Origin of the sequence: Amycolatopsis anabasis (genome assembly GCF_009765355.1) — a bacterium.
Classification (GTDB): Bacteria; Actinomycetota; Actinomycetes; order Mycobacteriales; family Pseudonocardiaceae; genus Amycolatopsis; species Amycolatopsis anabasis.
Genome location: NZ_VTHK01000014.1, coordinates 137493 through 159358 on the forward strand (window position 1 = coordinate 137493; position 21866 = coordinate 159358).

The following is a 21866-nucleotide window of genomic DNA, read 5'->3' on the forward strand; positions in this document are numbered from 1 at the left end:
GCTGCGGGCATGTCCAGATCGTTGCGCAGCCGCTTGCTCGTGCTGCTCTGTTCCGCGGTCGCCTTCGCCGGAATCCCGGTGAGCGCCCAGGCCGCGCAGGCCACCGCCATCGCGAACGCGGTGGTGTACCAGAAGAACTCCGAAGGCTACGACTGCTTCCGCATCCCCGCGGTGATCAAGGCGAACAACGGCGACCTGCTCGCGTTCGCCGAAGGCCGCCGGGGCGGGGCGAAGTTCTGCGCCGACGCCGGGGACATCGACCTGATCTACAAGCGGTCCACCGACGGCGGCAAGCACTGGGGGCCGATCCAGGTCGTCATCAAGGGATTCGGCGACACCAAGGGCAATCCGACCCCGATCCTGGTTCCGGGGACCGGCCGGATCGTGCTGCTGTCCACCTACCAATGCGTCAAGGCGCCCGCGTGCGGCCGCATCCCGCGCGTCCAGCACAGCGACGACAACGGCAAGACCTGGACCACACCCCGCGAGATCACCAGGGAACTCGGCTTCCCGTCCGCGCCGGGTTGGCTGGCCACCGGCCCGTCCCACGGCATCGTGCTCACCCGCGGCGCACACGCCGGGCGGCTCGTCGCCGGGATGAGCTTCGGCCAGGGCGAGGGCGCGGGTTCGCTGATCTACAGCGACGACCAGGGCGAGACCTGGCGCCGCGGCGCCACCGACGTGAGCACCACGCCGACCCTCAACCCGCAGGAGATCAGCGTCGTCGAACTCACCGACGGCCGGGTGTACGCCGCCGCCCGCAACGACGCGAACAGCACCGGCGACAAATGCGTCCACCAGGGCCACGACAACCGGGCCTTCGCGATCAGTTCCGACGGCGGCGAGACGTTCTCGCGGAAGTTCGCCTTCGAACCCGATCTGGTCACCCCGCCGGTGCAGGGCTCGACCGTGCGCCTGCGCGCCACCGACCAGGGTTCGAAGTACAACCGCATCCTGTTCGCCGGACCGTCCACATGCGACCGCCGCAAGCGGCTGGTGGTCCGTTCGTCGTTCGACGAGGGCGGCAACTGGCAGAACGCCGAACAGGGCACCCTGGTCTGGGGCGAGGACGCGGCGTACACCGACATGGCGCAGCTCGGCCCGGCCTCGGCCGGGATCCTGTACGAATCCGGACCGGAGTACGACGCCAACGCGACCATCCGCTGGTCGGTGCTGACCGAGGCGGCGCTGGGCCTGCCCGACGGGAACACCGCGGGCCTCCCGGTGACCCCGGATTCCTCGCCGAGCGGCAACCACGCCTGGTTGCGCGGCGGCGCGACCCTCGCCGCGGGCCGGTTCGGCCAGGCGGTCGCGCTCGACGGCAAGGACGATTTCGTGCAACTCCCGTTCGCCGAGACCCTGGCCACCGGGGCGGCTGACTTCACCTGGTCCGGGTGGTTCAACTACGGCGCGGTGAAGACCGGGCAGGCGTTGCTCTGGGCCTACCACCAGGGTGAGGGCTTCTCGCAGGTGTGGCTGCGGGCCGAACCGGGGAGCAAGCGGATCCGGGCGCACGTGGAGAACGGGCCGACCGGCGCGGTCACCGCCGACTCCGCCACCGCGCTGGACGACCGGGCGTGGCACCACTTCGCGCTGCGGCGTTCCGGCGGCACGGTCGGGCTCTACCTGGACGGGAAGCTCGCCGGTTCGGGCACCGGACTGAGCGGCTCGGTCAGCCCGGGTCGGCCGTTCACCATCCACGTCGGCCAGCGGCTGGACGGGCAGAACCGGCTGCAGGGTTCGGTCGACGACTACCGGCTCTATGCCCGTGCGTTGAGCGAAACCGAGATCGCTACGCTGGCGGCGTCCGCGGACGGGCCCACGGCAGGCCTGCGGCTGCATCTGCCGTTCGAGCGTGCATCTTCCTGAGCGTTTCGGCGATTAATCGAACAATGGCAAACGCCAGATGCTCAGTGCAGGTGCACCTGTGCATGGTCATCCGGTAAACGGAGGCGGGGAGTGGAACCTCGAAACCCATGCCAGGACTGCCGCTGTCGCCCCCGCCGCGACAGCGACCACGGCCCGGTGCGGCATGGTCGACGACCGCTCCCCGCCTTCGCGATTAACCGCCCTCCACGATTAATCACGGTGTGATTCAACCGGACTCCGAGCGGTGAGCACTACAGAGCGCCGTCAATGTCACCCGAATGGATCACCGCGTTCGTCGGGGTTTGTGCTCTCAGTCCTAGAAGACCGGTTCCGGTTCGTTCACAAGTGCGCCCCGCACCCGCTCCGGCTCGAAACTCAGCCGCGGCACCGCGAACACCGCGGTCGCCTGCCGCCCCTCCTGGCGCGCCGCGAACGTGAGCATCCGCCACTCGCCCTCGTCCCAGTGCTCGAGCAGGGTGGAGCGGAGCCGGTCGTGCATCGAGCGGTAGGCCGCGCTCCGGTAGAGCTGCTGCAGGCTGGCCTGCACCGGCACGTCATCGTCGGCGGTGCCGCGCAACGGGTGCCGCACCCGGGTGCGCAACCGGCGCAACGGCAGCAGCCAGTGGTGATCCAGTTCGGCGGACAGCGTCCCGAACACCGCGGCCTCGGCGAGCAGCAGCACGGCCGCCGCGACCGGCTCCCCGGCGAGCCCGGTCCACGGGCTGCCGAACGCCGCCACCGCACCGGCCACCGCGAGCAACCCGGCGCGGGCGAAGGACCGCCCGGTGATCGGGGCTTCCTTCGCGCTCAGGCAGCCGCACGAGGAGTCCGGCGCGGTGCGGCGCGCGTACCCCAGGTAGCCGAGCATGCCCAGGCTCCACGCGAGGGCGGCCACCGCGGACCCGGGGGCGAGCGGCGGGAGCAGCAGGGCCGCGGCGAGGGCCAGCTCCGCCCCGCCGACCAGCCGGAAGGCCGCGACGACGCGGTCCGCGCCCACCAGCCGGGTGAGCGCGGACCGGCGAGCCGCGACCGCGGAATCGCGCGCGAACAGCTTGAACGCGCCCGCCGCGGCCAGGGCCCCGGCGACGAACACGAACTGCACGGCGAAAACCCAGTCGATCATGCTTTCCCCTAAGCCGTGTTTTCTTCAGCGCGCCTACGGATCCGTGCAGGCGGACCGCTGCGTGTGTTCAAAGCTCTCCTCCTGCCGGGGTCGTGAGTGGGCAGGCCGGTTGGAACCGGTCCAAACACTCACGACCCGCCCCTGCAACCGGGATCGAGGACCGGCGCTAAGCGACCGACGTGTACAGGGTCGAGATGTCGACCTCGTTGGTCTCCGGTCGCCACGCGCCGATCACCTGGGCGTGCGTGCCGACGCGGACCATCGACATGTCCCGGACCGCGGGCGTGCCGTTGTACACCGCCGCCGAGGTGCCCGGCACGACGTGGCCGACGACGCGTTCGTGGCCGGTGTCCAGGTGCAGGGCGCCCGCGGACATCCCGACGATCGTGCTGCGCAGGTTCACGATGTTCAGCCACACCGAATCGGCGGCCAGCGTGCCGTCCTCCAGGCGCACCCCGCGCGCGTAGAGCCCGTCGCCCACCGCCGCGTCACCGAAGGTGGTGTGCCGCAGTTTCCACACGCTGGTCCCGCTGGTCACGTGGATGCGGTGGAACGACCGGTCTGAACTGGTCACCCACAGCATATTGCCCTTGATCGCGGTGACCCGGCCCTCCACGAAGTTCGGGTCGTACATCTCGGCGCCGAGGCCGACGTCGGCGTGCTGCTCGGCGAGCGCGACCTCCGGGGAGACCGAACCGAGCGCGGTCGCCCCCACCACCCCGGCGGCGGTCCCCAGCACCGCCTTCGTCAGGAATCGTCTTCGATCCACAGTAGACATTCGGCTGCCTCCTAGCTGCGAAAGGTGATCGGGATGAGGCCGGCGTCCAGGCTGCCGATCGCGCTGAACGCGGCCGGGGTCAGATCCATCAGCCGGTTGGTGGCGCACTTGCCGCCGCAGCACTTCTTCTCGCCGCACCGGCGGTCGGTGTCCGGGCCGCAGTCGGCGATCTTCACCGCGATTTCCTTGGTGCCGCACAGGTGCTGCACGTAGAACGTGTGCCCGCAGCCGCGCCGCGCGAGGGTGTCGCCGCACCGGTCCGGGCGGGTGATGTCGAAACAGCCCTGCGAGGCGTTCGGCCAGGCGCAGTGGTAGCTGCCGGACCGGCAGTTGCCGCACGCGCCGCCGCCCGCGGAACTGCACCGGCCCCAGGCCGGACCGCAGCAGAACCAGGACGCTTCGCTGTTCGCCGCGGCGAACGCGCCGATTTCCTGTGTAGACAACGATTTCTCCCTTCTCATGTGCACTTCGGGGCCACCGGGCTGTTCGACCCGGTCTTCAGATACGTGTCGGAGATGTAGTGCCCCGGGCCGATCCGGTCCCAGATCCTGCTGGTGCCCAGGGGGCCGGTGACCGAGTCACCCTCCACGTAGCACTCGACGATGACCTGCGCGTAGTTCGCGGCGAAGCCCTTGATCGCCGCGCTCGTGCTGGCGCTCGCGCGCACGTTCAGCGGGTCGCCCGCGGTGGTGACCACCCCGGTCGGGCCGGAGCCGGTCCACAGGTAGGTGACGTTCACCCAGGCGTTGTCGGTGAGCTTGAGGCCGTCCCAGAACGTGCCGTCCGCGATGTCGATCCCGGCCGGGTTTCCCACCTTGCGCCCGGAGTCGTCCCGGCCGCCGTGATACCCGTCCTGGTAGGCGGCCTGCGCCTCCGGTTTGCCCTGCGGCAGGTCCTTCCACATCTGGCGTTCGGCCGACGGGTTCCAGTAGTCGTCCTTGATGTTCCACGGCCCCTTCTCCCAGACCGGGGCGTACTCGCAGCGGCTGTTGTCGGTCCGGCACACCCGGGCGGTGTAGGTGCCGGTGCCCTTGGGGGACAGCGACTTGCCCGACGGGAAGGAGACGAAGTGGTCCCGGGCGGTGATCACGTGGCCGTTGGCCGTGGTGCCGCCGACCAGGCCCTCGCGGGTGCCGAAGACCCGATAGGTGCGGGGTGCGGCGGCGAGCGCGGTCCGCGCGGCCGGGATCTCGTCGGCGGTGAAGCGGACCTGGTCCAGGCGGGGGAAGGCCGCGGCCGCGTGCAGGGTCAGGCGCGTTTGGACGGACGTGACCGGCTGGGGGAGCAGGGCGGGATCCGCCCCGGCGGGCAGCCATTCGGTCCAGTCGTCGCCCCCGGTCCGGCCGCGCACGTCCACCTCGACGGCGGCGCCGTCCGGGGTGTTCGCGGTGATCTCCGCGCTGATCCGGTTGACCGGGCGGTCCAGTGTTCGTTCGGGGAGCAGGAGATATCCTTCGGTGCCGGTTCCCAGTGTGGCCGGGTGATGTTCGGCCAGGGTGAGCGCGCCGCCTTCGGAGCGGACGTTCACGTCATCATTGTCTACTGTGGATAGATCCGCCTGCCAGGAACTCGGGTTCGGCGTGGCGTGCGCGATTCCCGGGATTCCGGGGAGGGCGAGCAGGGCCAGGGACAGCAGGGCTGCGGATCTTCTGCGGGTCCGGGACATGCCGGGGGATTCCTTCCGCCATTCGAGTGGGTCGGTAACCGGGCGTGCCGATACCTGGCGGATTGTGCGAGCACGATGTACACGATCGATACAAAACGCGCTGTTCTCGTCCCCGGGAAATGACAGTCCGGAATGGGAAAGTGAACGGTCAGGCGGTGGTCGCGATATGCGGGCGTTTGCGTTTCGGGCGGGCGGGTTTCGCGCCCGGCGCCAGTTGCCGCAGGCGGGCGGCGACCGCCGATTCCTGCGGCTGGGCGGGCAGTTCCCGCCAGATCATCAGGGCGCGTTCGTAGTAGGCGCGGGAGCGTTCGGGCTGGTTCAGGATCTGGTGCAGTTCGCCGAGCAGTTCGGCGACCTCCGCCTCGGACCGCCGGTCGCCGTTGCGCCGGTGCACGCGGAGCGAATTGACCAGCAGCAACTGGGCGTGCGCGAGATCCCCGCTGCACAGGCACAGCTCGCCCAGGCTCTGGTGGGCGTACCCGACGCAGTGGTCGTCGCCGAGTTCGTCGAAGATCGCGATCGCCCGGTCCAGGTGTTCCCGCGCCTGGCCGAGGTTGCCCTTGCGCTGGTGCAGCATGGCCAGCCGCTTCAGCGCGTGGGCTTCGCGATGCCGGTCGCCGATGGCCGCGGACAGCTCGTACGCGTCGGAGAACCACCGCCCGGCCGCGGCGTAGCAGCCCAGCCCGAGCCAGGCCGCGCCCACGCCGATTCGCGCGACCGCCTCGCCGTGCCGGTCCCCGGCCGCGCGGAACAGTTCCAGGGCCGCCTGGCAGCGGTCCAGCGCGCGTTTGAACCGGCCCTGGAAGCGCAGCGCGGTGCTCACCCCGGCCAGCGCGATCGCGGCGCCCCGCTGGTCCCCGGCCTGCCCGAACAGCCGGTGCGATTCGTCGAACGCGGCCAGCGCCTCCTGGTAGGTGTCCTGGTACACGTGGATCTGCCCGAGGTTGCGCAGCACGATCGCCTGGCCGCGCAGCTCGCCGGTGCGGCGCACGGCGGCCAGCGCGATCGCGTGCGTGTGCTGCCAGTCGTCGTGGTGGCCGCGCAGATCGAAGTACGGGGTGCACGCGATGGCCAGCCGCCAGGCCAGCTCGTCCAGCCGGAACTGCGCGGCGAGCGCGATCGCGGCGACCGCGGTGCGCCGCTCGGCTTCGAACCACGCCGTCGGATCGGCGAGCAGGCCGTCCGCGCCCGCGGGCCGCCAGGCGCCGTCGGCCGGGCCGACCGAGATCTGCCCGAAGAAGTGGATCGGAATGCGTTCGGCCGCGTCCGTGGCGAGCGAGAGGTAGCCCTCGAGCAGGCGGCGCACCGCCTCCCGGCGATCGCCCTCGGGGGTGCGCTCGGCCTGTTCGGCGGCGAAGCAGCGCAGCAGATCGTGCAGCCGGTACCGCGGCTGGCCGGTCGCGTCCGAACTGACCAGCTCCACCAGGTGCGCGTCCACCAGCAGGTCCAGCACGTCGTCGGCCTCGGTCCGGTCGAGCAGCGCGGCCACCGCCCAGCCCGGGAACTGCATCGGGCCCAGCGTGCCGAGCGCGCGGAACGCCCGGGCCGCTTCGTCCGGAAGCTGGTCGTAGCTCAGGGCCACGCTGGCGCGCACCGCGAGGTCGCCGACCCGCAGTTCGTCCAGCCGCCGGTGCTCGCCGCGCAGCCGGTCGGCCAGCATGCGCAGCGTCCACGCGGGGCGGTGGCTCAGTTTGGCCCCGGCCACCCGGATCGCCAGCGGCAGGTACCCGCACGAACGCAGGATCGCCGCGGCGCTGTCGGGTTCGGCGAGCATCCGCTCCGGGCCGACGATGCCCGCGAGCAACCGCTCGGCCTCGCCCTCGGGCAGCACGTCGACGTCGACCGGCCGCGCGCCCTCCAGATCGGGCATCCGGGCGCGGCTGGTGACCAGGACCGCGCAGCCGCCGCTGCCCGGCAGCAGCGGGCGCACCTGGGCCGCGTTCGCCGCGTCGTCCAGGACCACGCACAACCGTCTTCGGGCGAGCCGCGACCGCAGCAGCGCGGATCGTTCCGCCTGGGTGCGCGGCATGGCGGCGTCCGGGACGCCGAGCGCGTGCAGCAGTTCGGGCAGCACGTCCATCGGGGTGCGCGGGCTGGCCGAGGTGCCGCCGAGATCCAGGTGCAGCTGGCCGTCCGGGAATTCGGCGCGCACCGCGTGAGCGACCCGGACCGCGATGGTCGATTTGCCCACCCCCGGCGCGCCGGACAGCACGGTGACCGCCGGGACACCGCGTTCGCGGCGTGCCCGCAGCAGTGCGACCAGTTCGTCCACGAGATCGTCGCGGCCGGTGAAATCGGGCAGGTCCAGCGGGAGCTGGCAGACCGGGAACGGGGCGGCGGGCTGGGCGGCCGGTTTGCCCGGCCCGCCCAGCTGGGCGCGGAGTTTGCGGAGCTGGGCGCCGGGTTGCGCGTTCAGTTCGTCCCGCAGGATGCGCTCCACCTGGGCGTAGGCCTGCAGCGCCTCGGCCTTCCGGCCGCTCGCGTCGAGCGCGACGATCAGCTGCGACCAGAGTTCCTCGCGCAGCGGGTGATCGGCGAGCAGGCCGCGCAGTTCGACGATCGCGTCGTGGTACTCGCCGAGTTCGATCCGCACGCGCAGCCGGAGTTCCCGCACGGACAGCCGCAGTTCGGACAGCCGCGCGCACGTCGAGGTCCAGCTGTAGCTGTGCGGGAGGTCCTCGAGGATCTCGCCGCGCCACAGCGCCTCGGCGCGGTCGAGCAGTTCCAGCGCGCACTTCGGTTCCCCGGCGGCCAGCGCGCGCTGGGCGCGTGCCGCCAACTCGGTGAACGCGGTCATGTCGAGTTCGTCCGGCGCCGCGGTGAGGATGTAACCCGAGGACCGGCTCTGGATTCGATCGGTCAGTTCCTCGTCGACTTCTGCCAGGCGCCGGCGCAGGGAATGCACATAGGTCCGGATGTTCGCCGCCGCGGAACGCGGTGCGGTGGTGGGCCACAGCACGTCGACGAGCTGGTCGGTGGAGACCGTCACGCCCGCCTGGAGCAGGAGCGCGGCCAGCAGCACGCGCGGTTTGGGCCCGCCGAGAGGCAATGACCGTCCGGCCACCTCGACCTCAAGCGGCCCCAAAACGCGAAAAGAAATCGCAGTCACCATTACCACCCCAGTGGTGAGGAGCCCTGATGAAACCGGATGGTAGGTCCGATGCGTACTGATTGCTAGCGCCGTTGGTATGTCCAGACGGTAAACGCTCGGTACGCCATTTGTATGGATCGTGTACACGAGTGGGTGACGCTGAACGTATGGCGCGCTCACTGATCCGCAGATTGTGCTCGCAAGCGGCGGTGGTGCTGCTTGCCGCGACCGGGTTTCTGCTGGTCGGCATGGGTGTGGCGAGCGCCGCCGAGGGGACCGTGCAGACCGCCGGCGATCCGCTGAATGTGCGTCGCGCACCCAGCACCAGCGCGACCGCGGTGCGCACGGTCGCGAATGGCACCAAAGTCGTCATTGACTGTCAAACGACGGGATCTTCGGTGCAAGGGCCACTGGGCACCACGACGATCTGGGATTACGTCCCCGCGCTCGGCGGCTACATTTCCGACGCCTACGTGCGGACCGGCTCCGACCAGCGCGTCGCCCCGGACTGCGGGGTGGGCACCGGCAGCGCCGCGTGCTCCGCCGGGACCTGCGCGGCGGAAGGCCAGTTCCGCTCGTCGGACGCGCACTTCCTGGTCTACGACCGCGCCGCCGACGGCAAGTCGGCCGTGGTCGCGTACTGGCTCGCCGGGGGCGCGGGCCCGCTCTACGCCTGGAATTCCGGCGGCAACGGCACGCACACCGACCGCCCGGCGAACGTCGGCAAGGGCGGCTGGGTCTTCTACAAGGTCTGCGTCGCGAACTACTCGGCGACCAATCCCGTGCTCGAGTCCTGCAGCCCCGGTCTCACCGACTACGCCGCCTGATTCGGAGGTTCTGCGGAAATGGCCCAGGTCAACAGGCGTCTGGTGCTGCTCGGCGGGCTCGCCGCGGCGGCCACCGGCGCGGTCGCGCTGCCGTCGTCGCTCCCGTCCTGGGCCAGCGCGCGGACTTCCGCCGCGGCTCCGGCGATCGGTGATCCGTTCCAGCTCGGCGTCGCCTCGGGCGATCCGCTGCCCGACGGCGTGGTGCTGTGGACCCGCCTGGCCCCGGCGCCGCTGAACCCGGACGGCTTCGGCGGCATGCCCGACGCCACCTACGACGTGGACTGGGAACTGGCCGCCGATGCCCAGTTCACCTCGATCGTCCAGCGGGGCACGGTGGCCACCACCCGGGCGCAGGCGCACAGCGTGCACGTCGAACCGACCGGCCTCGAACCCGGCCGCGAGTACTTCTACCGCTTCCGGTCGGCGGGTTTCCTGTCCCCGGTGGGCCGCACGCGCACCGCACCGGCCATCGGCGCCGCGGTCAACCAGCTCAAGTACTGCTTCACCTCTTGCCAGCACTGGGAGGAGGGCTGGTACCACGCGCACCGCGGGATCACCGCCGACCACCCCGATCTGGTGCTGTTCCTCGGCGACTACATCTACGAGAAACCGTCCGGGCGCGGGCCGGAGCTGAAGGTGCGCGGGCTCGCGGTGCCGCAGGACACCACCACGCTCGCGCTCTACCGCGCCCGGCACGGTCAGCACAAGACCGACCGCGACCTGCAGGCCGCGCACGCGGTCGCGCCGTGGCTCGCGGTCTTCGACGACCACGAGGTGATGAACAACTGGAACGCCACCACCAGCCCGGCCCCGGCCGCGCGCAAGGCCGCCGCGTTCCAGGCGTTCTACGAGCACATGCCGATCCGGTCGACCGCGAAGCCCAGCGGCGCGACCATCCAGCTGTACCGGCAGTTCCTATGGGGCAACCTCGCGCGCTTCCACATGATGGACACGCGGCAGTACCGCAGCGCGCAGGCGACCGACAACAACTGCACCACCATGCGCGATCCGAAGCGCACGATCACCGGCAGCATGCAGGAGCAGTGGCTGCTCAAGGCGTTCGAGACGCACCCGGCCACCTGGGACTTCCTCGGCCAGCAGGTGTTCTTCGCGCAGCGCGACGGCGACGGTTCGAAGACCACGTGCGAGAACAACGATTCCTGGGACGGCTACCAGGGATCGCGGGATCGGATCACCCGGGGCTGGGTCGACCGCAAGGTGCCCAATCCGATCGTGCTGACCGGGGACGTGCACCGGCACTGGGCCGCCGATCTGCGCCAGGACTACTGGGACCACAGCGATCCGATCGTCGGCTCGGAATTGGTCACCACGTCGGTGACCAGCACCAGCGCCGGGGCGTCCCCGCCCAGCTCCACCTGGTACTCCCGCAATCCGCACGTCAAGTACTGCCAGGGGGAACGCGGCTACGTGCGGGTCACCGCGACGCCTGCCCAGCTGAAGGCCGACTTCGTCACGGTGTCCAACGCGTTGGAGCGGGATCCGGCGAAGGTGACGATCGGCGCTGATGCCACCTTCGTGGTCCAGGCGGGGCGTCCCGGGCTGCAGCGGGTCTAGGTCAGCCTCCGAGCGGTTGGGGTTGCAGGGGTGCGCCGGCGGACAGCGTCGCGTCGCACATCTCCCGGGCGATCTCGGTGATCGACTTGGAGGTGTCGCGAACCCACCAGTACAGGGATTCGCGCGCGAGGGACTGGGCCGCGTTCGCCAGCGCGAGCGGCCGCGGGTCGGACGACACGTCCGCGCCCCAGCGGCTGCAGAGCAGCTCGGCGAACCGGTGCTTCATTTCGAACGAGTGCCGGTTGATCTGGTAGCTCATCTCCGGGCTGGCCGAGACCACGCGCATCATGTTGCGCATGCCGTTGCGGATCTCGCCGTCGATGTCGGGCGAGTCGAACGACCGCACGTAGGTGCCGGGCAGGCACACGCTGACCGAGCGCAGCAGCGACTCCTCCCGCGGCCGCGCGGCGACCAGCATGGCGAGGTTCTCGCAGAGCGTCCGCCAGGTGCCGGTGATCAGGCTCTCCTTGGACGGGTAGTACCGGAAGAAGGTGCGTTCCGACACGCCCGCGGCCTCCGCGATGTCGGCCACGGTGGTGTGCGCCATGCCGCGCTCGGCGAACAGCCTCATCGCCGAGCACCACAGGGCGGTGCGGGTGCGTTGCTTCTTCTGCTGCCGCAGGCCGGTCGGCCGGGGTGGCCGGTTCCTGGTCAGGCCTGGCGGCGCCGGGGGACGGTGTTCTGGCGTCATTTCAGTGCTCCCTGAAATCTGGCAGCGGGGCGTCTCCGAATGTCCTTCGGCGATGTCGTCTTCAACGAGCCGTCGGCCACTTTGGTACGGGCGTCCAGATTGCCACTGCGTAAAGAATCGGCAAGCCCCCTGAATGGGGGAGACTCACTTCACAGGAGGGTGACGGGAACTTTTTCGGTGACGCCGTGAAATTGTTTATTCAAACTAACTACTGGGCGGCGGATTCCCGGACGGGTACCGCCGTCGCGGTGAGTGGCGGGCGCGGGCCGCGCGGCAGCGTAGTGGCCAGGCGGTAGCAGGCCAGCAACCGGAGTCCGGTCCACTCGCCGATGGTCCAGTCGGCGGTCGTGGCGGGCGGTCGCCAGCCGCTCTCGGCGGCGGCGCGGCGGACGTCGTGGGCATGGCTCGCCAGCAGGACCAGGTTGGAAACCGGCTCCGGGCGCCGGACGAGTTCCTGCTCACACCGCACCTCGTCGGCGACCGCGCGCAGGTGCCGTTCGAACTCGTGACGCAGCGGTTCCTGCTGCGCGAGCGCGGTCCAGCCGGAGGCGAGCCGCAGCTCGATCGCGGACAACCAGCGACGCGCGGACCGGTCCGCGAGCAAATCCACCCAGGCCATACCCGATCATCCACCGCGTAGTCGCGTCATCGCCATCGGTAACCGCGAAGTCAGCCCTGACGGGGTACTCCTAACGTGTGTCACTTCGAGCTACTCCCGGTAGTGCCGCGCAGCACGGCCTGGATCGCGCGGTGATCGCTCCCGTTCGCGGCCAGCACGGACCCGTCGCCGAAGGCCAGCCCGCGGTAGAGGATGTGATCGGGCCGGGTGAGCGGGAATCCGGCCGGCCAGGTGAACCCGAAACCGCTCTTGGCCTCGTGCAGGATGCCGGTGAGCGAGTCGAACTCGCGGTCGGTGGAGGCCGTGTTCAGGTCGCCGAGCACGACCACCCGGTCGGCGGTGTCCGCGCGCAGCACCTCGGCGAGCCGGGCGAGGCTGCGGTCCCGCCGCTCGGCGGCGCCGAGCCGAATCGACGCGAGATGCACGACGTACACCGTGAGGTCGCCCTGCGGCGCCCGCACCCGGGCCCGCATCGCCCGCGGCCAGGGCATGCCCAGATCCACCGGTTCGGCTCCGGCGAGCGGGTAGCGGCTCCACAGCCCGACGGTCCCGGCCCGTTCGGCGTACGGATGCGACGGCTGCAGGGCCTCGGCGACCAGCTCGCGGCTGGTTCCGGTCAGCTCCTGCACCCCGATCAGGTCCGCGCCGGTACCGGCGAGCGCGTTCGCGGCGCTCGGCACCTCGCGGTTACCGGCGCCCAGGTTCTGGCTGACCACGCGCAGGTCCCCGTCCCCGCCGGAACCCCAGGCCAGGTCCGGGACGAACAGCGCCGACCAGACGAGTGCCGGGACCAGCGTCGTGGCCAGCGCGATCCGGGAACGCGCGATCAGCGCGCCCGCGGCGATCGGGAGGATCAGGAGCCCGAACCAGGGCAGGAAGCTGTCCAGCACGGTGCCCACCCCGCGGGCCTGGGGCACCAGCCGGTGCCCGGCCAGCAGTGCGGCGACGAGCACCGCCAGCGCCGCCAGGACGATCGGCGCGCGCCGCCGGGCCACCCGCCGGGGTTCGGTTGTTTGGACCATGGCCCCGAGGCTGCCGACGCTCGATGAGAGAACTCTGAGAGTTGTGTTGCGGTTTTCCGGCGATCCGCCGACGATCTCTTGACAGCTTTCCGGTTGCTTCTGTCGTCTTGTCTCTTTTCTGAGGTCCCGCTCACCCTTCTGAGCGAGGCGGTTCGATGGGTTGTCTTCCTTGTCACAAGACCAGCTCGTGGGACGCTCGTTGTTCCAGCGCAGGGGGATGTCGTCGGGAGAAGGGGGCACGGGGCAGATGGCCACGCTGGTGGTGTTCGATCCGTATCCGATTTCCGGGCTCGGCGTGCTCGCCAATGTGAATCTCGCGGTGCCGGAGCTGACCACGACCGTGCTCACCGCGAATGAGGAGAAAACGTTCGAACGGATCGCGGCCACCGATCCGGCCATGGTGATCGCCCGCATCGAACCCGCGTCGGCGGTCCGGTTCGCCACCGAAATCGCGGACCGCTATCCGCAACTGCCGGTGCTGATGTTGTTGCCCGGCACGGTTTCCGCGCAAGTCCTGCGGGCGGTGCGGGCGCGGGGAATCCGCGGTTTGCTGCCCGCGCACGCGAGTGCGGCGGAACTGCGGGTGGCGATCGCGCAGACCTACTTCAGCGCCGCGCAGCGCCCGGCGTCCCGGGACGCGTTCTCCGGCGCCGAATCGCATCGGCGCCCGCTCAGCCAACGGGAATCGACCGTGCTCGCGCTCGCGGCCGAGGGGCTCACCAACGACGACATCGCGCGGCAGCTGTTCCTCAGCCCGGACACCATCCGCTGCCACGTGCGGTCGGTGCTGAGCAAGTTGTGCGCGCACAACCGCACGCACGCGGTCGCGCTGGCCTACCGCCTGGGTCTGCTGGAAACTCCTAGCCGCAGTTCACCAGCAGCGGTGTGACCACCGTGCACGAGGTGCTCGCGCTGTCGTTCGCCGGATCGGGGTCGACGCTCGCCGACGCGGTGCGGGTCGTGGTGAACGTGTAGGGCACGCCGAGCGAAAGCAGGTTCAGCCGGACCGAGAAACCGAGTGCGGTGTTCGCGCCATTGGCCAGTCCGGCGACCGAGCACACGACCTTCCCGGCGCCCGGCACGCAGGCCGGAGTGTTCGAGGTGGCGGTCAGCCCGGCGGGCAGGTTCGTGGTGAACACGGCGTCGCGCAGGGTTCCGGGCCCGTTGTTGGTGATCTTCGCGGTGAAGTCCAGCCGGGACACCAGAAGGCCGAACTTCGGCGCGGCGGTCAGGCCGACGGCCGCGTCCGCCCGCGCATGCACGGTCAGCGCGGGCCCGTCCACCGGGAAGGTGCCGTAGTTCCGGCCCCACAGCTGCCCCTGCAGGATTTCGGTGCGTTCACCGGCGTCCGGGTTGATCCGCAGGGTGAAGGTGACCGTCCGGGATTCGAGGTTGGACATCGCCTCGGCCAGGATCGCCTGGTAGCCGATCGGCCCGTCCGGCCCGTCGAGGGTCGCGCAGCTGGCCACGCCCGCGCCGCCGCAGCTCACCAGCGACGCGTAGGAGGTGAGCACGCTCGGCTTGCTGAGCAGCCGGGCGGTCGGGTTGAGGATCGAGCCGCCGGTGAGGTTGGTGATGGTCTCGGTCACGGTCACGGTTTCGCCGGTGTTCACCGTGGCCGGGGCGACGCTCAGCGCGACCTCGGGGGTGTCCGCCCGCGCCGGTGCCGCGACGGCGAGTCCGGTCACCAGAAGGACACCGGCGAGGGTTGCCCCGCGCCGCAGGAAGGAACTCCTCGCCATGACCGAACCTCTTTTCGCAGAAGGGTCGACCGTGATTCGCGGCACGGGGCGATGTCGTTACACCGGATTCAGGCGGCCCTGCGCCGGCTTGCGGGGCGCCAGAACCGATGTGGCCGATGTGGACGGTCCACCGCGGCCGGGGCGTCCGGTGTGGAAGTTTCCGCCCGCTCGTCCCGCCCGGTAGCGCCGTACCGCTGCGGGCGCGGATCGTGCCGGTTCCGGAACTGCCGCCGGACGACGAACAGCAGGAGCACCCCGAGCACCGCGGGGAGGTGGGAGAAGATCCGTTCGAACGTGACCTCCTGCCCGAGCACGTCCGCGGTGGACAGCGCGGTGAGCATCAGCACGAACCCGGCGAGCAGCGGGAGCTGCCCGGTCGCCGAACCGGGGCGCAGCGCCGCGAAGAGCAGGCCGACCCCGACCGCGAGGTTCCACGCGATGCTCTCGTGGCTGAGGTGACCGACCATGAATCCGCCCCCGTGCTGCCCGTGCAGGCCGTCGGCCCGGCCGAACAGCTGGGCGAAGGCGAGGGTGAGCTGAGCCACCGCGACCACCGCCAGCGCGATCCGGAACCCCCAGCGCTCGCCGCTCGGGGCGGGCGTCCGGTCCAGGATGGCCTCGGTGAGATCGGGCACCGGCGGCGCGGCGCGCACCAGCATCGTCCGATTCAGCCGCTCGGCGCGGGCGAACCAGGAACGGCAGGCCGCACACGTGCCGAGGTGGCGATCGACGGCCTCGGCGGGCACGGGTTCGGCCTCGCCGTCGAGCCGGGCGGACAGCGCTTCTCGGCAGACGTCACATCTCACGTTCCAATGGTCGGCCGTTATAGCCCCCGAGTTCCCGCCCGCGGGCCTAGGGGACGGTCGTGAGTGGATAGACCGGTTAGAACCGTCCCAAAACACTCACGACCCAGCACCCGGTTCCCTGGGCCGATCAGCCACTACTACGACGTGTAATACTCTGGGGTCATGTCCAGATCCCACGGCAGCGACGACGAGCGGGTGACCGCCCTGGCCATCGCCGCCGGCCGGGGTGATCGGCGGGCGCTCGAGGACTGGGTGCGGGCCACCCAGGCCGACGTGTGGCGGTTCGTCGCGCACCTGGCGGACGTGGCCTCGGCCGACGACCTCACCCAGGAGACCTACTTGCGGGCGTTCGGCAGCCTGCGCCGGTTCGCCGGGCGGTCGTCCGCCCGCACCTGGCTGCTGTCGATCGCGCGGCGGGTGGTCGTGGACAGCATCCGGTCGGCCTCCGCGCGGCCCCGGATCTCCGCCGACGCCGACTGGGAGCAGGCGGCGGAACGCTCGCGCGGTCCCGCGGCCGGGTTCGAGGATCTCGTCGAACTGCGCATGCTGCTCGCCGGATTGGACGACGAGCGGCGCGAGGTGCTGGTGCTCACCCAGGTCCTCGGTCTGTCCTATCAGGAGGCGGCCGATGTGTGCGGCTGCCCGGTGGGCACCATCCGGTCCCGGATCGCCCGCGCGCGGGCCGATCTGCTCGACGCCACCTGGGAAGCGGACAACGGCGCCCTCTGAGGCATAGGGCACACCGGGAACTCGCCACCGGTGCGAACCGACCACTGGTCGACGGCCGATCGGCCGGGTTCGCGACCGCGGAGGATGCCCAGATGCACCGGATCGTTCCCCTCGCCCTGGCCGCGGTCACCGCGGCCGCGCTGACCGCGTGCTCGGGCGCTTCCGGCGGCCAGCAGGGAGCGGGCGAGGCGGGCTGCGCGACCTCGTTCGACGCGAACGCGGATTACTTCCCGGACAAGGTGGCCGCGCGGCAGTCGGCGTTGTGGCAGGTCGAGTACCGCAAGAACTACAAGGTGCTGCGGGTGAACTCGGCGCCCTCGGCGATGGCCGGGATGGGATCGATGGGCGGCGCCGCGCCCGCGGAGCAGAAGTTCGTGCTCTACCAATGCGGTACGCCGCAACCGGAACTGACCGGTGACCTCGCCGGCGCGTCGGCGGTGCGCGTGCCGATCAAGGCGGCGGCGGTCGGCGAACCGGCGATCCCCGCGGCCTTCGAGGTGCTCGCCCCGGACAAGCTCGTGGCCTACGACGAGCAGTCCCTCGACGCGACGGTCGCGCGCACCATGCCGAAGGTCGCGCAGCGGCTGACCGACAAGCGAGCGCAGCCGATCGGGCACGGCGCGCAGCTGAACACCGAACGCCTGATCGAACTGCATCCGGACGTGTTCTTCGCCGCCGCGACCGATCAGGCCAAAGCGGACCAGCTGAAACAGGCCGGGATCCCGGTGCTGTCCTACACCGCGTTCAACGAGTCCCCGCGCGGCGCCGCCGAACAGATCAAGCTGCTGTCCCTGTTCACCGGCCAGGAAAAGCAGGCGAACGACTACGCGGACGGGGTGCTCGCGCGCTACGACGCGTTGTCGGCCAAGGCCACCGGCCAGTCCGCGAAACCGGGCGTGCTGATCGGGAGCAACGACCACGGCGCCGAGTTCACCGCCCGGCAGCGCGACTACTTCGACGCGGCGCTGGTGCGGGACGCGGGCACCCGGAACGTGCTGGACCTGCCCGGCCGGTCGATGCAGCAGGTGCCGATGGAGCGGGTGGTCGAGGCCGCGGGCGGGGCCGATTTCTGGTTCCAGATGAACTTCGTGAAGAACGGGCTGACCGCGCAGCAGCTCGTCGAGCAGGTTCCGGCGACGAGCCGGATCCCCGCGCTGGCCGCCGGGCGGGCGTACGCGCGGGCGCAGCCGAAGGAGTACTCGTCCTGGGGCCTGCTCAACCCGGACCTGCTGCTCGCCGACGTGGTGGGGCTGACGCATCCGGAGCTGCTGCCCGGCCACCAGCCCGCGTTCTTCCGCCAGATCCAGCCGTGACGGTGCGCCCGCCGATCCTCCTGCCCGCGCTGGGTTTGCTGGTCGTGCTGCTGCTGGTGCTGGGCATCAGCCTCGGCGCGGTGGACATCCCGCCGCTGGACGTGGTGCGCGCGCTGACCGGGCAGCCGACCGCGCAACCGTCCTGGGCCTACCTGGTCACCGAACTCCGCGCGCCGCGGGCCCTGACCGCGTTGCTGGCCGGTGCCGGGCTCGGCGTTTCCGGGCTGGTCATGCAGACCCTGTTCCGCAACGCGCTGGCCGAGCCGAACATGCTCGGCATCCACGCCGGGGCGAGCCTCGGCGTGGGGCTCATCGTGCTCGGCGGCAGCGGCGCGCTCGCCGGTGCGCTGGCCGGGGCCGGGCTGGGCGCGAACCTCGGCCTGGTCGCCGCGGCCGCGCTGGGCGCCACCGCGGCCATGGCGTTCATGCTCGCGGTGGCCGCGATGATCCGCAGCGGGGTGATCGTGATCATCCTCGGCGTGGTGCTCAACGCGTTCGTGCAGGCCGGGGTCAACCTGCTGGTGTACCTCGGCGACGCGGAGGCGGTGAAGACCTACACCACCTGGGTGGTCGGGAGTTTCGAGCGGACCACGTGGCGGTCGATGCCGGTGCTGGCGCTCGCGGTCGGGCTGGGGCTGGCCGTGGTCTTCACCGGGGTGAAACAGCTGAACCTGTACCTGCTGGGCGAAACCTACGCGGAATCGCTCGGGGTGCCGGTGCGCCGGTTCCGCTGGCTGATGATGCTCGGCGCGGCGTTGCTTGCCGGTGCGGTCACCGCGTATTCCGGGCCGATCCTGTTCCTCGGCATCGCCGCGCCGCATCTCGCGCGCGGCCTGCTGCGCGCAGGCGACCACCGGCTGCTCGTCCCGGCGTCGGCGTTGCTCGGCGCGGCGATCGCGTTGCTCGCCGGGATCATCGGCCAGCTGCCCGGCGCGGAACTCACCCTGCCGATCAACACCTCGCTCGCGATCCTCGGCGCGCCGGTGGTCGCCTGGGTGCTGATCCGGATGGGCCGGTCCGGCCGCGGGCTGGAGGTGTGATGCCGGAGACCGCACTGTCCACAAGGGACCTTTCGGTCGGCTACCACGTCCGCGGCGGAACCAAGACCGTCCTCAGTGGACTTGAGCTTTCCCTCCGCCCCGGGGAGCTGGTGTGCTTACTGGGCGTGAACGGGGTCGGCAAGTCCACGTTGCTGCGCACCCTGGCCGGATTGCAGTCCCCGGTCTCCGGCGCGGTCGAGCTGCTCGGCACCCCGCTGTCGCGGATGTCGCGCAGGCGGCGGGCGCGGGCGCTGGCCGTGGTGCTGACCAGCCGGATCGGGCTCGGCACGATCCGCGGCCGGGACCTGGTGGCGATGGGCCGCGCGCCTTACACCGGCTGGGCCGGGCGGCTCACCGAATCCGACGATCAGGTGGTCACCGAAGCGTTGCGCCGCACCGGTTCGGCCGAACTCGCGCACCGGCCGCTGGACGAGCTCAGCGACGGGGAGCGGCAGCGGCTCATGGTGGCCCGGGCGCTCGCGCAGCAGCCGTCGGTGATCCTGCTCGACGAGCCGACCGCGTTCCTGGACGCCCCGCGCCGCGCCGAGCTGACCGCGATGCTCGGCGGGCTGTGCCGGGAAGCCGGGATCGCCGCGCTGCTGTCCACCCACGACATCGAACTGGCGCTACGCAGCGCGGACCGGATCTGGCTGGTCACCCCGTCCGGTGCGGTCCTCGCCGCGGCGCCGGAGAACCTGGTGCTCTCCGGCGCGCTGCGCGAAGCCTTCAGCGGTCCGGGGTTCGATTTCGACCCGATGTCCGGGGGCTATTCCCTGGCCACGTAATGACTCGGCCGCCCGCCGGCCAGGACGAGTTCGCCCAGTTTCGCCGCTTCCGCCCGGTGGTGCAGGGAGAACCGGTCACCGCGCTGGAGCACGACCGAATGCCACGGCGTCTTCCAGCCGTCCGCCTCGTCCAGCAGCACGATGCCGAGTTTCCCGGTGCCGGCCCGTTGCGGGTGGATGGACAGCCGCAGGGCGTGCGGGAACTCCCGCGCGATCAGCTCGCCCCAGGCCCGGCTGCGTTGCAGCACACCGTAGGCGCGGCGCCGGGAATCCCGCAGCAACGCCGACCGGGTGCCCCGGTAATCCGGGCCGCTGCCGTCCTCCAGCAGGAACCGCGTGGTGCCCCGGTAGTGCCGCAGGGTGTCGGCGTCGGCGTGCACCTCCGCGCGCAGGCTTTCCAGCGACTGGCCGAATTCCTCGACGAGGGCCGTCCGGATGTCCGCACCGGACAGGGAGCCGTACGCCTCGGTGAGGTCGAACGTGTCGATGCGGTGCAGGCCCTCGTCGGCGATCAGCTTGCGCAGCGCGCCCGCGTACTCTTCGACGTGGTCGTCGGGCACCCGGATCAGATCGGCGAACACGTGCCCGTCCGAGCAGATCAGCATCCGCGCGCCCGGCGGGTACACTCGTTCGATCCGCGCGCAGAGGCCGTCCAGGAACCGCAGCGAGAGCCGCTCGCCGAGGTCGGGCAGGTGACCGAGCACCTTGTCCGGGTTGGGCGATTTGCACGGGAACGCGGGCAGGGTGAACACGATCGGTTCCCGCGCGGCGATCGCCTTCGCCAGGACCGCGCGCTGGTGGTCGAAGGAGCCGCCGCTTTCCCCGGGCACGGATCGCCGCTGGGGGAGCAGCAGGCCCAGAATCTCCTCGGCTAGCACGTCCGCACCGGCAACGAGGTCAGCCCGCGGACCAGGACCGCCTGCGTCCAGGTCAGCTCCTCCTCGGGCACCGCGAGCCGGAGACCGGGGAAGCGGGTCAGCAGCACGCGCAGGGCGACCTGCCCCTCCATCCGGGCCAGCGCCGCGCCGGGGCAGTAGTGGCTGCCGTGCCCGAACGCGAGGTGCGGATTGGGGCTGCGGCGCAGGTTCAGCGTGCCGGGCTCGTCGAACCGGGCCGGATCGCGGTTGGCGGCGGCGAGCGAGGCCATCACCGGATTACCGGCGGGCACGTCCCCGCCGAACATCCGTCTGTCCTGTTTGGTCAGTCGCCAGGTGGTCAGTTCGAACGGGCTCTCGAACCGCAGCAACTCGTCGACCGCGCCGGGCAGCAGGCCGGGATCGGCGCGCAGTTCGGCGAGCTGTTCCGGGTGGCGCAGCAGGGTGAGCACCGCGTTGCCGAGGAACGTCATCACCGGGCCGCTGCCGGGGATGAGCAGTTGGAACACCATCGACGAGAGTTCCCCGGCGCTCAGGTCCCCGGCGTCCTGCCGGGCGATCAGCGCGCTGATCAGGTCGTCGCCCGGTGCGCGCCGTTTGAACGCGAGGAGTTCGGCGATGTAGGCGTCCAGTTCGGCCAGGATTCCCACATACTCCGCTCGCCGGGGATGGCGCGGCCCGACCGTGTTCACCGCCTCGCACCAGCGGCGGTCGAACCGGTCGCGGTAAGCCCCGGGCACGCCGATCAGTTCGCAGAGCACGGTGAAGGCGTACGGGAAGGCGAAGGAGGCCAGCAGATCCACCGGTTCCCCGCCGATCCGGTCGGCCAGTTCCCCGGCGATCTCGGTGGCGCGCGGCCGCAGGCGTTCGACGTTCCGCGGGGACAGCGTGTCCGCCAGCATCCGCCGCATCCGGGTGTGGTCCGGGGCGTCGCGGTGCATCAGGTGCACCTGCATCCGGGATTGGTAGGGCTCGGGCATCCGGGAGGCGGTCGCGCGCCATTCCTCCGTGCCGTTGCGGTGGTCCTTGCTCATTTCCGGATCGGTCAGCAATTCGGTGGCCGCGTGATATCCGGTCACGATCCAGCCCACCACGCCGCTGGGGAATTCGACGCGGTGCAACGGCGCCCGTTCGCGCAGCCGCGCGTAGGGGCAATGCGGTTCCCGTTTGAATTCCTCGCCGTACAAGGGGAACGGTTGTTGAGCGGTGGTCACGCCCCACAGGTCGGTGCGGTGCGCGGTTAGTTCCGCGATCAGTCCGTTCGGCGCAGTGAATTGGGCCATTGCGCCCACGTCGCCGGTCTACCCCTAGGATT

General features: G+C 70.9%; 20 protein-coding genes. 8 read left to right on the forward strand and 12 right to left on the reverse strand.

The window, feature by feature from the left end; translation table 11 throughout:
* The first annotated feature begins 9 nt into the window (after nucleotides 1-9).
* Nucleotides 10-1869: a sialidase family protein gene (locus FXO23_RS20210; protein WP_158886922.1), complete on the forward strand. Its 1860-nt coding sequence runs from the start codon at nucleotides 10-12 to the stop codon at nucleotides 1867-1869.
* A gap of 316 nt (nucleotides 1870-2185) precedes the next feature.
* Here the strand turns inward: FXO23_RS20210 and FXO23_RS20215 are convergent, their stop codons facing one another.
* From FXO23_RS20215 to FXO23_RS20235, 5 genes are all read right to left on the reverse strand, one after another.
* The gene (locus tag FXO23_RS20215; RefSeq protein ID WP_158886923.1) at nucleotides 2186-2992 is read right to left on the reverse strand and encodes a MauE/DoxX family redox-associated membrane protein; all 807 of its coding nucleotides are present in this window, start codon (nucleotides 2990-2992) and stop codon (nucleotides 2186-2188) included.
* A gap of 166 nt (nucleotides 2993-3158) precedes the next feature.
* Entirely contained in the window at nucleotides 3159-3770 is a 612-nt protein-coding gene (locus tag FXO23_RS20220) for a cell wall protein (protein WP_179956816.1), read from the reverse strand.
* An 11-nt stretch (nucleotides 3771-3781) separates the two neighbouring features.
* A complete protein-coding gene (locus tag FXO23_RS20225) occupies nucleotides 3782-4213 on the reverse strand; it encodes a septal ring lytic transglycosylase RlpA family protein (protein ID WP_218952103.1) in 432 nt (143 codons plus the stop codon).
* A gap of 14 nt (nucleotides 4214-4227) precedes the next feature.
* Nucleotides 4228-5436: a hypothetical protein gene (locus FXO23_RS20230; RefSeq protein ID WP_158886925.1), complete on the reverse strand. Its 1209-nt coding sequence runs from the start codon at nucleotides 5434-5436 to the stop codon at nucleotides 4228-4230.
* A gap of 148 nt (nucleotides 5437-5584) precedes the next feature.
* A complete protein-coding gene (locus FXO23_RS20235; RefSeq protein ID WP_158886926.1) occupies nucleotides 5585-8548 on the reverse strand; it encodes an AfsR/SARP family transcriptional regulator in 2964 nt (987 codons plus the stop codon).
* Between the two features lie 146 nt (nucleotides 8549-8694).
* Here FXO23_RS20235 and FXO23_RS20240 point away from each other — a divergent pair, with 146 nt between their 5' ends.
* Complete coding sequence (locus FXO23_RS20240; protein WP_179956817.1) at nucleotides 8695-9354, forward strand: hypothetical protein; 660 nt, start codon at nucleotides 8695-8697, stop codon at nucleotides 9352-9354.
* A gap of 18 nt (nucleotides 9355-9372) precedes the next feature.
* The gene (locus FXO23_RS20245; protein ID WP_158886927.1) at nucleotides 9373-10929 is read left to right on the forward strand and encodes an alkaline phosphatase D family protein; all 1557 of its coding nucleotides are present in this window, start codon (nucleotides 9373-9375) and stop codon (nucleotides 10927-10929) included.
* A 1-nt stretch (nucleotide 10930) separates the two neighbouring features.
* Here FXO23_RS20245 and FXO23_RS20250 read toward each other — a convergent pair whose 3' ends face one another.
* The 3 genes from FXO23_RS20250 to FXO23_RS20260 form a co-directional block, all read right to left on the reverse strand.
* The gene (locus tag FXO23_RS20250; RefSeq protein ID WP_158886928.1) at nucleotides 10931-11620 is read right to left on the reverse strand and encodes a TetR family transcriptional regulator; all 690 of its coding nucleotides are present in this window, start codon (nucleotides 11618-11620) and stop codon (nucleotides 10931-10933) included.
* Nucleotides 11621-11828: 208 nt separating this feature from the next.
* Nucleotides 11829-12239, reverse strand: coding sequence for a DUF6401 family natural product biosynthesis protein (locus FXO23_RS20255; protein WP_246257578.1), 411 nt, complete (start codon nucleotides 12237-12239; stop codon nucleotides 11829-11831).
* Nucleotides 12240-12319: 80 nt separating this feature from the next.
* Nucleotides 12320-13261, reverse strand: a complete 942-nt coding sequence (locus tag FXO23_RS20260) for an endonuclease/exonuclease/phosphatase family protein (RefSeq protein WP_158886929.1) — start codon at nucleotides 13259-13261, stop codon at nucleotides 12320-12322.
* A gap of 247 nt (nucleotides 13262-13508) precedes the next feature.
* Here FXO23_RS20260 and FXO23_RS20265 point away from each other — a divergent pair, with 247 nt between their 5' ends.
* Entirely contained in the window at nucleotides 13509-14150 is a 642-nt protein-coding gene (locus tag FXO23_RS20265) for a helix-turn-helix transcriptional regulator (protein ID WP_158886930.1), read from the forward strand.
* On the opposite strand, the gene FXO23_RS20270 is transcribed toward FXO23_RS20265, so the two are convergent.
* Both FXO23_RS20270 and FXO23_RS20275 read right to left on the reverse strand, forming a co-directional pair.
* A complete protein-coding gene (locus FXO23_RS20270) occupies nucleotides 14122-15003 on the reverse strand; it encodes a DUF11 domain-containing protein (protein ID WP_158886931.1) in 882 nt (293 codons plus the stop codon). The genes FXO23_RS20265 and FXO23_RS20270 overlap by 29 nt on opposite strands.
* A 68-nt stretch (nucleotides 15004-15071) precedes the next feature.
* Nucleotides 15072-15809: a zf-HC2 domain-containing protein gene (locus tag FXO23_RS20275; protein ID WP_158886932.1), complete on the reverse strand. Its 738-nt coding sequence runs from the start codon at nucleotides 15807-15809 to the stop codon at nucleotides 15072-15074.
* Between the two features lie 162 nt (nucleotides 15810-15971).
* Here FXO23_RS20275 and sigC point away from each other — a divergent pair, with 162 nt between their 5' ends.
* The 4 genes from sigC to FXO23_RS20295 all read left to right on the forward strand — a co-directional run bounded on the left by sigC (nucleotide 15972) and on the right by FXO23_RS20295 (nucleotide 19676).
* A complete protein-coding gene (sigC, locus tag FXO23_RS20280) occupies nucleotides 15972-16538 on the forward strand; it encodes an RNA polymerase sigma factor SigC (protein WP_158886933.1) in 567 nt (188 codons plus the stop codon).
* A gap of 92 nt (nucleotides 16539-16630) precedes the next feature.
* Nucleotides 16631-17851, forward strand: coding sequence for an ABC transporter substrate-binding protein (locus tag FXO23_RS20285; protein ID WP_158886934.1), 1221 nt, complete (start codon nucleotides 16631-16633; stop codon nucleotides 17849-17851).
* Nucleotides 17848-18891: a FecCD family ABC transporter permease gene (locus tag FXO23_RS20290; RefSeq protein ID WP_158886935.1), complete on the forward strand. Its 1044-nt coding sequence runs from the start codon at nucleotides 17848-17850 to the stop codon at nucleotides 18889-18891. The genes FXO23_RS20285 and FXO23_RS20290 overlap by 4 nt, the downstream gene beginning before the upstream one ends.
* The gene (locus FXO23_RS20295; RefSeq protein ID WP_158886936.1) at nucleotides 18891-19676 is read left to right on the forward strand and encodes an ABC transporter ATP-binding protein; all 786 of its coding nucleotides are present in this window, start codon (nucleotides 18891-18893) and stop codon (nucleotides 19674-19676) included. Before FXO23_RS20290 ends, FXO23_RS20295 begins: the two co-directional genes overlap by 1 nt.
* On the opposite strand, the gene FXO23_RS20300 is transcribed toward FXO23_RS20295, so the two are convergent.
* Together FXO23_RS20300 and FXO23_RS20305 are read right to left on the reverse strand one after the other, a co-directional pair.
* Entirely contained in the window at nucleotides 19658-20554 is an 897-nt protein-coding gene (locus tag FXO23_RS20300; protein WP_158886937.1) for an L-tyrosine/L-tryptophan isonitrile synthase family protein, read from the reverse strand. The genes FXO23_RS20295 and FXO23_RS20300 overlap by 19 nt on opposite strands.
* Nucleotides 20548-21834 (reverse strand): cytochrome P450 family protein, encoded by a 1287-nt coding sequence (locus tag FXO23_RS20305; protein WP_158886938.1) that lies wholly within the window; start codon nucleotides 21832-21834, stop codon nucleotides 20548-20550. The genes FXO23_RS20300 and FXO23_RS20305 overlap by 7 nt, the downstream gene beginning before the upstream one ends.
* Nucleotides 21835-21866: the final 32 nt, after the last annotated feature.

Coding starts and splice junctions, on each gene's coding strand:
- FXO23_RS20210 (WP_158886922.1), top strand. CDS start 10: ATGTCCAGATCGTTGCGCAGCCGCTTGCTCGTGCTGCTCTGTTCCGCG.
- FXO23_RS20215 (WP_158886923.1), bottom strand. CDS start 2,992: ATGATCGACTGGGTTTTCGCCGTGCAGTTCGTGTTCGTCGCCGGGGCC.
- FXO23_RS20220 (WP_179956816.1), bottom strand. CDS start 3,770: ATGTCTACTGTGGATCGAAGACGATTCCTGACGAAGGCGGTGCTGGGG.
- FXO23_RS20230 (WP_158886925.1), bottom strand. CDS start 5,436: ATGTCCCGGACCCGCAGAAGATCCGCAGCCCTGCTGTCCCTGGCCCTG.
- FXO23_RS20235 (WP_158886926.1), bottom strand. CDS start 8,548: ATGGTGACTGCGATTTCTTTTCGCGTTTTGGGGCCGCTTGAGGTCGAG.
- FXO23_RS20240 (WP_179956817.1), top strand. CDS start 8,695: ATGGCGCGCTCACTGATCCGCAGATTGTGCTCGCAAGCGGCGGTGGTG.
- FXO23_RS20245 (WP_158886927.1), top strand. CDS start 9,373: ATGGCCCAGGTCAACAGGCGTCTGGTGCTGCTCGGCGGGCTCGCCGCG.
- FXO23_RS20250 (WP_158886928.1), bottom strand. CDS start 11,620: ATGACGCCAGAACACCGTCCCCCGGCGCCGCCAGGCCTGACCAGGAAC.
- FXO23_RS20255 (WP_246257578.1), bottom strand. CDS start 12,239: ATGGCCTGGGTGGATTTGCTCGCGGACCGGTCCGCGCGTCGCTGGTTG.
- FXO23_RS20260 (WP_158886929.1), bottom strand. CDS start 13,261: ATGGTCCAAACAACCGAACCCCGGCGGGTGGCCCGGCGGCGCGCGCCG.
- FXO23_RS20265 (WP_158886930.1), top strand. CDS start 13,509: ATGGCCACGCTGGTGGTGTTCGATCCGTATCCGATTTCCGGGCTCGGC.
- FXO23_RS20270 (WP_158886931.1), bottom strand. CDS start 15,003: ATGGCGAGGAGTTCCTTCCTGCGGCGCGGGGCAACCCTCGCCGGTGTC.
- sigC (WP_158886933.1), top strand. CDS start 15,972: ATGTCCAGATCCCACGGCAGCGACGACGAGCGGGTGACCGCCCTGGCC.
- FXO23_RS20285 (WP_158886934.1), top strand. CDS start 16,631: ATGCACCGGATCGTTCCCCTCGCCCTGGCCGCGGTCACCGCGGCCGCG.
- FXO23_RS20295 (WP_158886936.1), top strand. CDS start 18,891: ATGCCGGAGACCGCACTGTCCACAAGGGACCTTTCGGTCGGCTACCAC.
- FXO23_RS20305 (WP_158886938.1), bottom strand. CDS start 21,834: ATGGCCCAATTCACTGCGCCGAACGGACTGATCGCGGAACTAACCGCG.